This is a genomic window from Brevibacillus fluminis (assembly GCF_052072235.1).
Lineage (GTDB): Bacteria > Bacillota > Bacilli > Brevibacillales > Brevibacillaceae > Brevibacillus_D > Brevibacillus_D fluminis_A.
In genome coordinates this window covers 2,972,186-2,986,252 of the sequence record NZ_CM125436.1, presented here as the reverse complement: position 1 = coordinate 2,986,252, position 14,067 = coordinate 2,972,186, and the positions used below count along the sequence as shown (strand labels likewise).

The 14,067-nt window shown below is 51.6% G+C and carries 16 protein-coding genes; 12 read left to right on the top strand and 4 right to left on the bottom strand.

The window, feature by feature from the left end:
• Positions 1-99: 99 nt before the first annotated feature.
• The 5 genes from ACTID9_RS14815 to ACTID9_RS14795 all read left to right on the top strand — a co-directional run bounded on the left by ACTID9_RS14815 (position 100) and on the right by ACTID9_RS14795 (position 4,146).
• On the top strand, positions 100-510 hold the full coding sequence (locus ACTID9_RS14815; RefSeq protein ID WP_441065080.1) for a C40 family peptidase: 411 nt from the start codon (positions 100-102) through the stop codon (positions 508-510).
• A gap of 131 nt (positions 511-641) precedes the next feature.
• Positions 642-2,036 (top strand): dipeptidase, encoded by a 1,395-nt coding sequence (locus ACTID9_RS14810; RefSeq protein WP_441065078.1) that lies wholly within the window; start codon positions 642-644, stop codon positions 2,034-2,036.
• A 150-nt stretch (positions 2,037-2,186) separates the two neighbouring features.
• Positions 2,187-2,741 (top strand): MarR family winged helix-turn-helix transcriptional regulator, encoded by a 555-nt coding sequence (locus ACTID9_RS14805; RefSeq protein WP_441065076.1) that lies wholly within the window; start codon positions 2,187-2,189, stop codon positions 2,739-2,741.
• Positions 2,742-2,797: 56 nt separating this feature from the next.
• Complete coding sequence (locus tag ACTID9_RS14800; protein WP_441065075.1) at positions 2,798-3,997, top strand: MFS transporter; 1,200 nt, start codon at positions 2,798-2,800, stop codon at positions 3,995-3,997.
• Positions 3,998-4,014: 17 nt separating this feature from the next.
• Positions 4,015-4,146 (top strand): hypothetical protein, encoded by a 132-nt coding sequence (locus tag ACTID9_RS14795; protein WP_441065073.1) that lies wholly within the window; start codon positions 4,015-4,017, stop codon positions 4,144-4,146.
• A gap of 1 nt (position 4,147) precedes the next feature.
• Here ACTID9_RS14795 and ACTID9_RS14790 read toward each other — a convergent pair whose 3' ends face one another.
• Together ACTID9_RS14790 and ACTID9_RS14785 are read right to left on the bottom strand one after the other, a co-directional pair.
• Entirely contained in the window at positions 4,148-4,513 is a 366-nt protein-coding gene (locus ACTID9_RS14790) for a type II toxin-antitoxin system PemK/MazF family toxin (RefSeq protein WP_441065071.1), read from the bottom strand.
• A 2-nt stretch (positions 4,514-4,515) separates the two neighbouring features.
• Positions 4,516-4,740, bottom strand: coding sequence for a hypothetical protein (locus ACTID9_RS14785; RefSeq protein ID WP_441065069.1), 225 nt, complete (start codon positions 4,738-4,740; stop codon positions 4,516-4,518).
• Positions 4,741-5,133: 393 nt separating this feature from the next.
• Here ACTID9_RS14785 and ACTID9_RS14780 point away from each other — a divergent pair, with 393 nt between their 5' ends.
• From ACTID9_RS14780 to ACTID9_RS14750, 7 genes are all read left to right on the top strand, one after another.
• Positions 5,134-5,505, top strand: a complete 372-nt coding sequence (locus ACTID9_RS14780) for a hypothetical protein (protein WP_441065067.1) — start codon at positions 5,134-5,136, stop codon at positions 5,503-5,505.
• 5 nt (positions 5,506-5,510) lie between these two features.
• Positions 5,511-6,221, top strand: a complete 711-nt coding sequence (locus ACTID9_RS14775; RefSeq protein WP_441065065.1) for a spore germination protein — start codon at positions 5,511-5,513, stop codon at positions 6,219-6,221.
• 124 nt (positions 6,222-6,345) lie between these two features.
• Positions 6,346-6,588 carry a Ger(x)C family spore germination C-terminal domain-containing protein gene (locus ACTID9_RS14770; protein ID WP_441065063.1) on the top strand — a complete coding sequence of 81 codons (243 nt, stop codon included), beginning with the start codon at positions 6,346-6,348 and terminating at the stop codon, positions 6,586-6,588.
• A 113-nt stretch (positions 6,589-6,701) separates the two neighbouring features.
• Entirely contained in the window at positions 6,702-8,318 is a 1,617-nt protein-coding gene (locus tag ACTID9_RS14765) for a multicopper oxidase family protein (protein WP_441065061.1), read from the top strand.
• Positions 8,319-8,339: 21 nt separating this feature from the next.
• Positions 8,340-9,029 carry a response regulator transcription factor gene (locus ACTID9_RS14760; protein ID WP_441065059.1) on the top strand — a complete coding sequence of 230 codons (690 nt, stop codon included), beginning with the start codon at positions 8,340-8,342 and terminating at the stop codon, positions 9,027-9,029.
• A gap of 188 nt (positions 9,030-9,217) precedes the next feature.
• Positions 9,218-9,688 (top strand): IS200/IS605 family transposase, encoded by a 471-nt coding sequence (gene tnpA / locus ACTID9_RS14755; protein ID WP_441065058.1) that lies wholly within the window; start codon positions 9,218-9,220, stop codon positions 9,686-9,688.
• A gap of 286 nt (positions 9,689-9,974) precedes the next feature.
• Complete coding sequence (locus tag ACTID9_RS14750) at positions 9,975-11,936, top strand: ATP-dependent DNA helicase (RefSeq protein ID WP_441065056.1); 1,962 nt, start codon at positions 9,975-9,977, stop codon at positions 11,934-11,936.
• A gap of 54 nt (positions 11,937-11,990) precedes the next feature.
• Here ACTID9_RS14750 and ACTID9_RS14745 read toward each other — a convergent pair whose 3' ends face one another.
• Together ACTID9_RS14745 and ACTID9_RS14740 are read right to left on the bottom strand one after the other, a co-directional pair.
• Positions 11,991-12,782, bottom strand: coding sequence for an SDR family NAD(P)-dependent oxidoreductase (locus ACTID9_RS14745; RefSeq protein WP_441065054.1), 792 nt, complete (start codon positions 12,780-12,782; stop codon positions 11,991-11,993).
• Between the two features lie 171 nt (positions 12,783-12,953).
• The gene (locus tag ACTID9_RS14740; protein WP_441065052.1) at positions 12,954-13,979 is read right to left on the bottom strand and encodes a helix-turn-helix domain-containing protein; all 1,026 of its coding nucleotides are present in this window, start codon (positions 13,977-13,979) and stop codon (positions 12,954-12,956) included.
• Positions 13,980-14,067: the final 88 nt, after the last annotated feature.

The window sequence follows — 14,067 nt, the reverse complement described above, 5'->3', positions numbered from 1 at the left end:
TGCCGCCCAACTTTTCCAGCATGCGCCCCAACCGTCCAGACGGGCAGACGCCATTCCTACATATGCTGATGGCAACTGCTATGTGGGGATGTGAGATTGATGTCCAACTGGAAAAGGAAAGCAGACAGCATCATTCGGCTTGGGAAAAAGTACCTCGGCACCCCTTACTTGTTCGGAGCAAAACCCGGTTCCACGCGGCGATTCGATTGCAGCTCATTCACGCAGTACATTTACGGCAAACATGGGATCGAACTGCCGCGCATTTCCCGCTATCAAAGCAAACGCGGGCGGCCGGTCACACTCGGGAAAATCAGGCGGGGTGACCTGCTCTTTTACAAGACGCACAAGCGCCGGCACCGCAAAGGGCTGCAAAAGATCGGGCATGTCGCAGTTTATGTAGGGAATGACCAGATGATTCACGCCGCAGAGGAAGGCGGGATCGGCATCATCAACATCCATCAGTATCCAAAAGGCGTGCTGGCAAAGGCGCGCAGGGTCATTCGCGATTGAAAGAAAAGAATGATGAAAAGCGGGCTGGCGACAAATCGTTTGTCACCAGTCCTGTTTTTTGCGAGAATGAGAATGAATATTCGTAAAAAGCGAGCAGGCACAGCGCTCACCTATAAGGAGTGATCGGTTACATGGCAGACATGGTTCAGTTTGACACCTATTTCAAAGAGCATCGCGAACGGCACTTGCAGGAACTGCAAGCATTTTTGTCCATTCCAAGCATCAGCTCGCTGTCTTCCCACCAGGCGGACATGGAGAGAGCGGCGAAGTGGCTCACGGCAGAACTGACGGCGGCTGGCATGGAAAATGCCGTTGTCTTGCCGACTGCGGGCCATCCGGTTGTGTATGCGGAATGGCTGCATGCTCCGGACAAGCCGACAGTCCTCATCTATGGCCACTATGACGTGCAGCCGGTCGACCCGCTCGAGCTGTGGGACACGCCTCCGTTTGAACCGACCATTCGCGGTGAAAAGCTGTATGCGCGGGGGGCGACCGATGACAAAGGCCAGCTGTTCATGCACATCAAAGCGATCGAGGCACTCATGGCATGCAGAGGCGAGCTTCCGGTCAATATCAAAGTGTGCCTGGAAGGGGAAGAAGAGATTGCAAGCCCCCATTTTGAAGCTTTCGTTGCGGAACATCAGGACCGATTGACGGCCGATGTTGTCGTCATTTCCGATACGCCGCTGTGGGAAGCAGGGCAGCCGGCGATTTATTACGGGCTGAAAGGCTTGTGCGGGCTGCAAATTGATTTGCGCGGGCAAAAGGAAGACTTGCATTCCGGATTTTTTGGCGGCCTGGTGCACAATCCGCTGCATGCGATGGCACAGCTTTTGGCGAGTCTTGTTGCCGAGGATGGGCGCATTGCTGTGGAAGGGTTTTACGATGATGTGAAACCGCTTTCAGAGGAAGAAAAAGCGGCGTTTGCCCGCATTCCGTACGATGCGGAAGCAATTCGTGAATCGCTTGGCGTCGAGTCGCTGTTTGGCGAACCGGAATACTCGGCGCTTGAACGCAATTGGGCCAGGCCGACGCTCGATATCAACGGGATGTGGGGCGGCTTTCAAGGAGAGGGGACGAAGACGGTCATACCTGCCGAAGCCCATGCCAAAATCACCTGCCGCCTCGTGGACGGACAAGTGCCCGAGCAAATATTGGCAAAGATCGAGCAGCATTTGCAAAAACATAAGCCTGCAGGCATGAGTGTCTCGACCAGCTGGCTGCCGGGGAAAGCGAGCCCGTATTCGACTCCGGTGAACCATCCGGCGATCCAGGCTGCCGCGCGCGCGTACATCGCCACCTATGGGGCCGAACCGCTGTACACCCGTGTAGGCGGAACGATTCCGGCCGTGGAAGTATTCCATCGCTTGATGCATGTGCCGATCGTGTTGATGGGCTTCGGGATGCCGGATGAAAATTACCATGCGCCAAACGAGCACTTTTATTTGGTCAATTTCGATACGGGCTTGCGAACCATTTGCTGCTTCCTGGACGAAATGGCCGGTCTGACGTCGCTCAATGGCTGAATGATTCGTACCCCACACACGCCGCCGCTGGATCAGTGACGGCGTGTGTTTTTGCAAAAAACGAATCACCTGCCCGCTTGCCAAAACAATCATATACGAGTATAGTTGGATATAGTTAGATAATCTAATTATATGCGAAAGGTGAAGCTGATGGGAAGAAAAGCGGCAAAAATACCGGCAGCAGAGCAGCAGCTGCCTGCATTGGGGACGGCTCCTTATGTAGAGCTGATGGAAAAGACGGCATCGCAGACGACGGACCGAAATGCCGCCCATATGGGGCTGTTGCTGATGTGGTTAGGCGACAGCGTGCTCGACGTAATGGATGTGGCGTTGTCACCATACGGCATGACGGAAAGCAAGCTCGATCTGTTGCTGCTTCTGTTCTTGCATAAAGAAAGAGAACTCGTTAGCCCATCCGCCATTGCGGACCGTTTGGGAATCCGGCGTGCGTCCGTGACATCGCTGCTCGACTGGTTGGAAAAGCGGAATTGGATCGTGCGCGAGCCGAACCCGAAAGATGGACGGATGATCCATGTCCGTATTTCGCAAGCGGGGATCGAAGCAGTCGAGCAAGTGCTGCCAACGTATTGGTCCACGTGTGCTTCGCTGATCGAGGATTTGACGCCGGAGGAACGCGGCCTGCTCGCGCGTGTAGTAGGCAAATTGCAAACCAGCATGGAAAAAAGACTGGGGGTAGGGCGGTAAATTTTTTTCGGCATATAATTAGGTTATCTAACTAAAAATGAAAAGAGGGGTGCTTTATGCAATCGTTATTTCGGCAATCCAAACGCAACGAATCGCTTATGACGGCCATTTTGTGCTTTGCCGGGCTGGCTGTCATGTCAAGTCTGTATGTGACGATACCTTTGCTATCTTTGTTTGCAGACCGATTTCATGTGACGCCGACACAAGCTGCCGCCGTGGGAACCGCTTTTTCCATCGGATTTGCACTTGGATGCTTGCTTTATGGGTCGATCTCTGACAAATATGGACGTAAACAGGTGATTTTCTCAGGACTCCTGGCCTTAACCATCATCTCGCTTTTCATCGGAATGGTCGATCAACTGCCGTGGTTGATACCGCTGCGAGCTTTTCAAGGGTTGGCGGCGGCTTCGTTTTCGCCGGTTGCCCTCGCGTATGCGGTCGAAATGTTTCCGGCAAAAAAGCGCGTGACGACGATCGGCTTCATCAGCACAGGCTTCCTGCTTGCAGGAATCGCCGGTCAAGTGCTTGCCAGTCTGCTTTGCCAGCAGTACGGCTGGCAGTCTGTATTCTACGTACTGTCGGCTGTCTATGCGATCACCGCCGTGCTGGTTTTCGTTTTCTTGCCAAAAGGGGAGATACAGCAGCCACAGGCATCGGTGTTTGCTGCGTTTCGAAGGATCGGCCACGTCCTGAGGCAAAAAAATCTGCTGTTGAGCGATATCGTCGCATTTGTTTTGCTGCTGTCCTTTGTCAGCATGTACACGATTTTGGGCGATTACCTGAAAGGGCCGGCGTTCGGGCTTACGTCCCAGCAAATTCTTGCCGTCCGTGCAGCAGGGGCGATTGGCATGCTGGTTTCTCCTTTTGCAGGCAGGTTTGCCAAACGAATTGGCATTCGGACGCTGTTGCGGTGCGGCCTAAGCATCGCAATCATCGGCCTGCTAGGCTTGGGGGTCTCTTCCAATCTCGCTCTGCTGGTTACGATGAGCCTGGTGTTTGTGACAGGAATTGCGTTATCCGTTCCCGCTCTGGTTTCCTTGGTCGGCCAGCTGGGAGGAGCGTCACGGGGAATCGCCGTATCGGTGTACACGTTTGTTTTGTTTTCAGGGACCAGTGTCGGCCCGCTGTTATCCATTCAGTTTGTTCGTCTGGGGGGATATGCTGCGGCCTTCGCACTCGTCGCTTGCGTGCTGTTCGCAGGACTGTTGGCCTCGCTGCTGATTACGCGCGAAACCGCGGAGGCTGTGGAAGGTTGAAAAAAAGGAGAATGACCGTGAACGACTTGCGTATAAGCGTACTGGATGTATCGCCGATTTATCAAAATGTCTCGCCGCACGAAGCGCTGCAGCAATCGCTTTTGCTCGCGCAGACGGCGGAAAAGGCAGGATGTAGGGCAGTTAATTAAATTACCAAGGAGCTTCACCTGAATTGATAAATTCCTCCACTCTTTTTAAGACACTTTTAAAATCATTCCTATGTAATACCCCTATAAAATTTGCGCTCCTAAATACATTAGCTTCAACAGTCGCCACACAGTTTGCTTTGCAATACGATTCCTTCAGTAAACCAGCCTGTTTCCATGAAAAAAGGGGAACTTGCCATTTGTCATATCGATCCTCAAAATCCTTAATAGAAGACCCAGTAATCGCAGCAAACGTTGCAATCACTGGGTTTCCATCATCCATATCAATTATTACAACTGGTCTAACTGCCTTTTCCCCTGTCCTTGGATAAGTAACTTCAAACCAAAAAATATCTCCGACGTTTACCATAGTTACTTTTTAAACTCCTCAAACCATTTCCGATGCAGTGGGTTATTTTCGTCGATTTGAACTGTTCCATTGACAACAGGAAGGTGTGGAACTTTAGATTTGAATTTTTCCATATCAACGTTTAGGCTTAACTTCGATTTCTTTTTGGCTGTAGCTAACATATCATCGCACCCCTCAGACTCGTCTTTCTTCGAAATGTCCTCAGATTCATCTTCTTTAAATGTCATGTCCCAACCTCCTACATATATTCAAGTCCAGTATAATATAGGAGATAGTCAATTTTTTGTTGGAAAATGATAGAATCCTTAGATTTAATAATACATTTACCGTTAATTGCTGACAAGATTTTCCTTCGGATTTAGGTATAAAAAGTAGAAAAAAAGCCTATAATGTAAATTCGTATTTTCTTATGTAAAACCATAGAGAAAAGATAGTTATATTATCATAGATGCTGCCTTGAAAATTCAGTTCACTTTAATGCTTTTTTTGCTCAACTCTCTCTCAGTTCTTTAATCTGTAATTTGTTCTGCTCAATCTCATCATAGGTGTTCTCCACAAAGGATCTAGGTTGTTTACTTTGATAAATCCTAGGCCCTTCCCACGCGTAGCCCTTACCACTCATGAGCGATACGGATGGCGGTGAGATCGTGGAGCTGTACCGCAGCAGCTATCAGGCGACGGACCAAAATCCGGCCCCGCGCGCAATCATGGCGATCGGCGTCATATGCGCAGAAACGCCGGAAACGGCTGAAGCATGGGCGGAAGAAGCCAGACGCTGGGGCGGCACAGCCGCCTTGTCGCCGGAATCCACCCCTACGCCCGGCACGGGGAAGAAAATGCTGATTGGCACGCCTGCGCACATTCGTTCCGAACTGCTCGCGCTGCAGGAGAAAACCGGTGTCGATGAATACATGATCACCACACCGATTCCCAATTACGAGAGACGTCTGCATTCGTACCGTTTATTGGCTCGCGCCGTTTTGGGGGCGTAGCTTTTTTGAACCCGCTGAATCGAAACCACGAGCGATCGTTTCGGGATGCAATCACGCCAGCCAAAATGCAGGAGCTATACGCGCCGGAACAGGTTGTCGAAGCGCTGACCCGTGGAAACAGCATCGTCTACATTGAGGGGTATCCGTGTTTTTACAGCTTCAACACGTCGATCATGGTGCAGCGGAGCATTGCCGAGCCCATCAACGAGAAAGCGTTCAGTGATTCGCATGAAGGCTTCAACGAACGGTTGGAAACCAACCTGTATTTGCTGCGGCGCAAGTTGTCGACGAAAAATCTCGTCATCCGCTACTTTGAAATCGGCCAGTCCGTCGGTTCGCGCGTCGCGGTCGTCTATGTCGGACAGCTGGCGAATCCGGAAGTCGTCGAAGAGGTGGTGACGCGCATTCGCTCCATTCGCATTGACTATTTATCATCGGCAGGCGTGCTCGATCAAATGATTGAAGATACGCCTTTCTCGCCATTCCCGCAAATTTTGAGCACAGAACGGGTCGATCGCGTCTCGGCCAATTTGATGGAAGGACGCATCGCAGTCATGGTGGAGGGAGCGTCCAATATACTGCTTCTTCCCGTCACGTTTTTCGCTTTTTACCAATCACCCGATGATTACAACATTCGCTGGATCAACGGCAGCGGATCATGCGGGCAAGCGGACCATCATCACGTTGCGGACGACAACCAGCAAAAGTTTGAATGATGAAATGACGCTGCATATTTTACAGCGGCAGCGAAAGCTTGATGTGCAAGCGAAAAAAGACCATGTTTACGCAACTGTATCCCTGCTCTAGCGCGTCGGGGTCGAGGAGTTTCCGGTTGATCATTTGACCGAACCGAAGCGGGTTGCCGAGCTTGCGACGTTTTTGTCAAAAGAGCTGACGGCCCAGGCGCATGACGTGATCGCCAAACTGCAAAAAGCCAACTGTGATGCCCTTGGCATCGGCAGGCAAATCATCGCGTTCCATCATGACTACTGGAAAAAGGTGTCATGGTCGAAAACGTATCCGACGATCACGATTGAGCCAACCGTCAAAGTGGAGATTTCCCGACCCGGCATCATTTTCTGAACGACAATACAATACCTGTCAGGGGTATCTTCATATTTTCTTCAAAAGTCTTTGCTACAGTTTGCGTGAGGAACGAAAAACAGGAACGCAAATGGAGCAAGGAGGCTTTTGGGATGAAAAAAAAGATGCTGATTGCAGTCGCCGGTGCAGCGGTCGCGTTTGCAGGAGCCGGGATTTGGGCTTGGATGGCGGCGGACCAAAGCGCTGCCGATCGTATCGCGAAGCCCGTCGTTACGACGGAGAAGGGCAAAACGGTCAAAACGTTCGCATTGGTGGCCGAGGAGACAGAGTGGGAGCTTGCCGCCGACAAAAAAATCGATGCGTGGACGTATAACGGGACCGTGCCAGGCAGCCAGCTGCGTGTGCAGCAGGGAGACATCGTCCGCGTCGAGCTGCAAAACAGGCTGAAGGAGCCGGTGAGCATCCATTGGCACGGGTATCCGGTACCGAACAACATGGATGGCATCCCGGGGATGACGCAAAATGCGGTTCGACCGGGTGAAACCTTTACGTACCAGTTCGAGGCCACGATTCCCGGCACGTATTGGTACCATTCCCATCAGGACAGTGCCAATCAAGTCGACAAGGGGCTGTACGGCACGCTGATTGTTGAAGACAGCGCGACGCAAAAGCTGAACCGCGATTATACGCTGGTGCTGGACGAATGGATGACCCAAGCGGGCGATGCGAGCGGCGGCATGAATCACGGGGGGATGGACCATGGGCAAATGAACATGGGGGGCATGGATCATGGCACGATGGCCATGGGGACCACTAAAACCATGGCAGGCATGGATCACAGCCAGATGCAGATGAATCATCAAGCGACCGGTGCGTTGCCGCCGGGAGTCATGCATGATCGAATGATGCAGACCATGTACAACACATTTACCGTCAATGGCAAGAGTGGTGACGCGATCCCACCGCTTGCGGTCGAAAAAGGAGATCACGTCCGTCTGCGCTTTGTCAACGCGGGCTTCCAGAGCCACCTGATCTCGCTGCAGGCACAGCCCTATCGGATTGTCGGCATGGACGGGCAGCCCGTCAACAGCCCGCAAACGATCACAGGCCAACCGCTGCGCATCGCGCCGGGGGAGCGGTATGATGTTGAATTCACCGTCGATGTGCGGCAAAACTGGCAGATCGCAAGCCTCGACCCGTCGGCAGCAGCCAGGCAGATGAGCATTCCGGTCGTAGTAAAAGGGGCGACAGGGAAAGTCGAGCAAGGTGTCACGCAGACCCAACCTGTCGATCTGTCCGTCTATGGTGCCGAGGGAACGGGCAAATTTTCACTGCAGACAAACTATGATTTGACCTATCAGCTGGATTTGGGCGAAAAACCAGGGAAAACCGGGATGGACGCCGTATTTACCATCAATGGCAAATCGTACGGTGAAGTTCCGCCGTTGGTGGTGAACAAAGGGGACAAGGTTTTGGTGACGATGCGCAACGTCGGCTCCTCGGATCATCCCATGCATTTGCACGGCCATTTCTTCCAGGTGCTGCGCAAGGACGGACAATCAACTGCGGGCGCGCCGGTCATGAAAGATACATTGAACGTGAAACCGGGCGAGACGTATGTCGTGGCATTCGAGGCCGATAATCCCGGCGATTGGATGTTCCACTGTCATGATCTGCACCATGCGGCGGCCGGGATGGTGAGCGAGGTGAAATATGCAGGCTACAAATCGTTTGTTCCCGATCCGTCCGTAGGCAACAAACCGGAATAATGCGAGGAGAGAGGAGAAACCGTGTCATCAACCATTTTGATCGTCGATGATGAGCCCAAAATCGTCGAGGTATTGACGCTCTATTTAAAGGCGGATGGCTATCATGTGATACCCGCATCGACAGGCCAGCAAGCTGTTGAATGTGCCGAAAGCTATCCGATCGGCCTGATCGTTCTCGATCTCATGCTCCCAGATATGTCAGGAGAAGAGGTATGCCGAAAAATTCGCGGGTTCTCGCGGGTGCCGATTCTCATGCTTACCGCAAAAAGCACGGAAGCCGACCGTGTGGCTGGCTTGTCCATCGGTGCAGACGACTACTTGGTCAAACCGTTCAGCCCGCGCGAACTGACCGCGCGCGTTCGCGCCATTTTGCGCCGCATCGGTGACCATAAGGTGCTCGGCGATCTGTTGGAGATCGGGGCGCTGCACATTTCACTGGAAGCGAAAACCGTGAAGAAGAACGGCTGCCTGCTTGAGCTGACACCCAACGAGTACCGCCTGCTCGTGACGTTAGCCCGCTATCCTGGACGGATTTGGTCGCGCGATGAGCTGGTGTCCGAGGTGCTCGGCATCGATTTTGCCGGAATCGACCGGACGATCGACACGCACATCAAAAACTTGCGGCAAAAAATTGAGGACGATCCCCGGGAACCAGCCTACATCAAAACGGTGTACAAACTGGGCTACCGGCTGGATGTGCCGGAGCGGTGAACGATGATTGCCGATAAGGGAAATGGAGGGGCTTCTGATCAGGAAGCTCCTCTTTTTGTATAACGAAAACCCCCAGTTCGACTGGGGGTTCCAGAAAGCTTATAGCTATAAGTGGTGATCCTTTGAACTCGATGATACCATGAGAACTGGTCTGCCAACCGCTCACATGAAATCAAGGAGGACAAAGGATGGACAACAGCAGTTTAGCACACACAAAATGGAACTGCAAATACCATATTGTATTTGCTCCAAAATACCGTAGACAAGTAATTTACGGCAAACTAAAACGAGAAATAGGAAAAATCCTTCGGGAACTATGTGAACGAAAAGGAGTAGAAATTGTTGAAGCGGAGGCCTGCGTGGATCATATCCACATGCTGGTAAGCATCCCTCCCAAATTAAGTGTGTCGGAATTCATGGGCTATTTAAAGGGGAAAAGCTCACTTATGATTTTTGATAAGTTTGCAAACATGAAGTATCGATACGGAAGCCGACAATTTTGGTGCAGAGGATACTATGTGGACACGGTAGGTCGAAACAAAAAAGTGATTGAAGAATACATTCGAAACCAAATGGTGGAGGACAAGAATTATGAACAATTAACGATGAAAGAGATGATTGACCCGTTTACGGGTGAGTCGGTAAAAAAGGGCAGGTAAAGTAGCCCTTTTAAGGGCCAGCCTGTGGTAGCACGCGGTTGGCAGACTTTCAGTGCGCCTTGGAGGCGCCCGCTTGCAACATGCCCTTATAGGGCTAATGGAAGCCACCGGCTAAGCCGGTGGTTATGACTTGTTCGAGAGGTGTCCCCGGGGCAGGGGGGCAGAATACGTTTCGCTCACAGCAGCCTTTTCACGACTTGATCCTTGCCTAATGCACAACCATCAACTATAATAATTTATTTGGAAACCAATTGGTTGATTGACGTTTACTGGGGGCAGAAAAGAAGTGGAACGGTATCCTTTTGCGTATGACCCTTCCGAGCCGTTCATCCAGCAGGTGAGCGATTGGATTGCGGACGTATTTTATGACATTTTACCTGAAGCAGGCTTTGAAGTACGGGATGAGCAGATTTATATGGCGTTTCAATTGGAACGCGCGTTTGCGGAAAAGCAGACGATTTTCGCCGAAGCGGGGGTCGGAACCGGGAAGACGCTGGTGTATTTGCTGTATGCGATCTGCTATGCCAAATATACGAGAAAGCCTGCGATTATCGCCTGTGCGAACGAATCGTTGATCGAACAGCTGGTCAAGCCACAGGGCGATCTGGCGAAGCTGGCCCAGCATTTGGGCATGACCATTGACGCCCGGCTGGGCAAATCGCCGAATCAGTATCTCTGCCTCAACAAGCTGGAGGAAGCGCGTTATAAAGCTGACGAAGCCGAGCTTTTTGCCGACATGTATGCACAGCTGCCGTCGTTTGTCCACACATACGAAGCGTTGCAGACGTTCCATCCGTACGGCAACCGCAGCGAATACCCGCAGCTGTCGGATGAACAGTGGAATCAAATCAACTGGGACCCGTTCCAGGACTGCTTCGTTTGCGACAAACAGCATCGGTGCGGGCAAACGTTGTCGCGCGACCATTACCGCAAATCGGCGGATGTGATCATTTGCTCCCATGATTTTTATATGGAACATGTATGGACCTATGAAAGCCGGAAGCGCGGCGGACAGCTGCCGCTTTTGCCGCCGCATTCTTCCGTCGTGTTTGACGAGGGGCATCTGCTGGAACCAGCCGCGCAAAAGGCGTTGACGTACAAGCTGAATCATTCGATTTTTGAAGAGATCATCACGCGTCTGCTCAAAGGCGAGATTCGCGAATCGCTGGCAGAAGCGGTGGAAGAGGCAATCGCGCAAAGCGGGCTTGTCTTTACGCTTTTGGCGAAACAGAGCAAAGCGGTCCCTGGATCTGCGCGCAAAGAAATCGTGTATACCGCTGAACTGCTAGCCGAGATCCAGAAGCTGAGCGATGTGATCGCCTGGATCGAGGAAGATTTGGCACTGGAGAGCGGCTTGTACTCTTTGGATGAATACCAGCTGCGCATCGTCAACGAGCATCTGGACATGATCCAGCTTGCCCTCAGCCTGTACCGCCAAAAAGATACGGTCATCTCATGGCTGACCGTCGATGCACAAGGCGATACACTGGTGCTGATGCCGCGGATGGTGAAGGAAGTGTTGAAGGAACAAGTATTCTCGCAGAAGATGCCGATCGTCTTTTCCTCCGCCACACTGTCCGGCGAAGGGACATTCGATTACGTGGCAAACAGCTTGGGCATCGAGCGTTATCTCTCCTTTTCGGTCGCGTCTCCTTATGCGTATGCGGAGCAGATGAAGGTGTACGCGCCGAAGCTTGCAGCAGACCAACCGCTCGCGATGCAAAAAGCGCGGATTGCGCTGCAGTCGATCAAGCATACGGATGGACGAGCCTTGCTGTTGTTCCCGTCGTTCGAGGAGTTGAACCAGTTCAGGCAGGCGCTCGCAGGGGATGAAACAGCTGCAGGCGTTCGCTTTTTGTTCGAGGGGGACCAGGAGATCAGCCATCTCATCTCGTCGTTCCAGCATGACGAGAAAAGCTGCCTGTGTGCGGTCACTCTATGGGAAGGGCTTGATGTACCGGGGCCGTCTCTGTCCAATGTCATCGTCTGGTCGCTTCCTTACCCGCCGGATGATCCGGTCTTCATGGCGAAGCGCAAAGCGAGCGCGGAGCCGTTTGCGCAGGTCGATTTGCCGTATATGCTGCTGCGCTTGCGGCAAGGGTTCGGCCGGCTGATCCGTACGAGGGATGATGCCGGAATCGTTGTCCTGTTGAGCGAACAGCTCCAGCAAAATGAACTTGTGCGGGCGAGGGTGCAAGCAATCGTGCCTGCCGGTGTGGCTTGGAACGAAACAGCGGATTTTGCTTAAAAGAAAGCCTTGGAGCAGGTCTCCAAGGCATTTTTTCATTTTATTGGGATGATGTTAAAAAATGGTTGGCACCATGCCGCCGTCCATCCGAATCGGTGAACCTTTAAATGCGGTCGCATAAGGACTTGATACGAATGTAACCAGCCTGCCTATTTCAAAAGGCTTGATAAACCGCTGTAATTCGGATTGGGGCAGGTTTGCAGCCATAAATCTCTTCTCTTTTTCCGAAAATGCCATATCATCAGGAAACAAACGATCAATGATGTGATAGACATTTTCGGAAAGTGTTGGTCCTGGCATGATTGTATTGGCTGTGACTTCTGTTCCGATCGTCAGTTTCGATAGGCTTTTTGACAGTGATAACAGCATGGATTTCGTCATGCAATACTGAGGCATTTTCCCTGAAGGCATGATTGCTTCTTCACTTGCCAGAAAGATGATTCGTCCAAAATGATTCTTCAGCATGGCAGGCAAGTAAAATTTAGCTAATCCATTTGCGGCAAGGACATTTGTTCGAAAGTATTTTTCCCATACTTCATCGTCAATGTCTTCATAGGACATGATTTCATAAATACCCATATTGTTCACGAGAATATCAACGCGGGGATATTTCTCAAATAAAGCTTCTCTTTGCTGCCTTTCCACAATATCGGCCGTAGCATTCTGAGGAAAAGTAGCATGGAATTCCGCCTTCAATTCATGTACGGTACGTTCTACCTCTTCATCATTCCGTCCATTTACGAGGACGTTGACGCCTTCTCTGGCAAGCTCGATGGCGATTGCTTTCCCGATACCTTTCGTCGATCCCGTTACTAACGCAGTTTTGTTCGTTAATCCCATATCCATACGACTTGTCTCCTTTGTTGTCATTCACGTCAAGCTGACTGGAAGGTAAGCTTGGAACATTCTTGTGCTCCGAATAGAGATTATCGTACTTTGTCTGGGTCGTCCGGTAACTAGCGTACCACGCCAAATTTCTTGCATCACCCGCCAAAAGCTGGTCCGAATTGGAACTCGTCAGGTGAGGGGGTCGATGTCGACGGGTTTAACCCGAACGTATTCAGAACGCCAATTGGAAGGGGTAGCGCCTTCCCAAAGGCGAAAGGCCCGGTAAAACGAGTTTTGATCTTCATACCCAATCAAGAAAGCCACTTCTTTTATATCGAGTTTGGGGTCGGCCAAGTATTCTCGTGCCTGTTCATGTCGAGCCTGTGTCAACAGTTGCTTGAAGGTTGTGCGTTCATCAATAAGTCGGCGCTGCAAGGTCCGATCGCTCATGCCCAACTCGCTCGCAACAGCCTGAATCGTCATGCGGCCTCCGGCTAGACTCCGCTTCAAGATCCACTTGACCATCTCAGCGACGGAACGACTGAACGGTTCATCCAATGACCGATCCAATACGGGTGTCAAGATCTCCAGCAATTCATTGTTATAGGAAAGAAAGAGGCGGTCCAAATCTCTTCGATGGAGAGTTAACCGGTTAGAAGTGGCACCAATTCGTATCGGGCAGCCGAAGTAAGCTTCGAGGGGAGCGACGTCGCCCATCGAGTGAGAAAATTCCACAGACTTTGCAGATAGAGGCTTACCCGTACCCCGGCGCCCAAGCTCTAGCAGAAAGGCTAGCGTGGTTCCAACCAGCACTGGTGGTCCCGGTTCTGCGTTGGGCATCCCATTCAATTCGATTGTACAGATTTCGCCTGCCTCCGTTATGCGCAAACGTTCCGGAGGGCACAGTTGTTTGTACCGGGCCATTCGATGAAGAGCGTCGCGATAGTCACGAGCATGATAGGTCGCTAAAACGGGCGGCGGATATTGTGCCGTTTCAAAGTTGGTTATAAGCTTGATGATTCCGGTAGCCGTGTCACCAATGAGATCTGCGTACGCTTGCCAGATGCTGTAATATTGGGCGGTGGTGACTTCTGCTGGTTTTATAAGAAGGGTGAGTGGCAGGCGCGCATTGTGAGCCAGGTCGTGTGGAGCAATCCCTATTCGTTGCAATCCCGCCAAAAATCCTGCAGGCAATTTGATACAGTCTGATTTCATCGCGTATGGATCTCCTTTCGTTGTTAACCAAGAACATCTCGATTGGAAGAGGCTAATGGAATGTTTACAAGCGGCTGGTTGAGACGCA

What these genes read in the sequence shown, in the direction of transcription:
- ACTID9_RS14810 (WP_441065078.1), top strand. Translation starts at nt 642, where the DNA reads ATGGCAGACATGGTTCAGTTTGACACCTATTTCAAAGAGCATCGCGAA.
- ACTID9_RS14790 (WP_441065071.1), bottom strand. Translation starts at nt 4,513, where the DNA reads ATGGTAAACGTCGGAGATATTTTTTGGTTTGAAGTTACTTATCCAAGG.
- ACTID9_RS14800 (WP_441065075.1), top strand. Translation starts at nt 2,798, where the DNA reads ATGCAATCGTTATTTCGGCAATCCAAACGCAACGAATCGCTTATGACG.
- ACTID9_RS14805 (WP_441065076.1), top strand. Translation starts at nt 2,187, where the DNA reads ATGGGAAGAAAAGCGGCAAAAATACCGGCAGCAGAGCAGCAGCTGCCT.
- ACTID9_RS14785 (WP_441065069.1), bottom strand. Translation starts at nt 4,740, where the DNA reads ATGACATTTAAAGAAGATGAATCTGAGGACATTTCGAAGAAAGACGAG.
- ACTID9_RS14780 (WP_441065067.1), top strand. Translation starts at nt 5,134, where the DNA reads ATGAGCGATACGGATGGCGGTGAGATCGTGGAGCTGTACCGCAGCAGC.
- ACTID9_RS14815 (WP_441065080.1), top strand. Translation starts at nt 100, where the DNA reads ATGTCCAACTGGAAAAGGAAAGCAGACAGCATCATTCGGCTTGGGAAA.
- ACTID9_RS14740 (WP_441065052.1), bottom strand. Translation starts at nt 13,979, where the DNA reads ATGAAATCAGACTGTATCAAATTGCCTGCAGGATTTTTGGCGGGATTG.
- tnpA (WP_441065058.1), top strand. Translation starts at nt 9,218, where the DNA reads ATGGACAACAGCAGTTTAGCACACACAAAATGGAACTGCAAATACCAT.
- ACTID9_RS14745 (WP_441065054.1), bottom strand. Translation starts at nt 12,782, where the DNA reads ATGGATATGGGATTAACGAACAAAACTGCGTTAGTAACGGGATCGACG.
- ACTID9_RS14765 (WP_441065061.1), top strand. Translation starts at nt 6,702, where the DNA reads ATGAAAAAAAAGATGCTGATTGCAGTCGCCGGTGCAGCGGTCGCGTTT.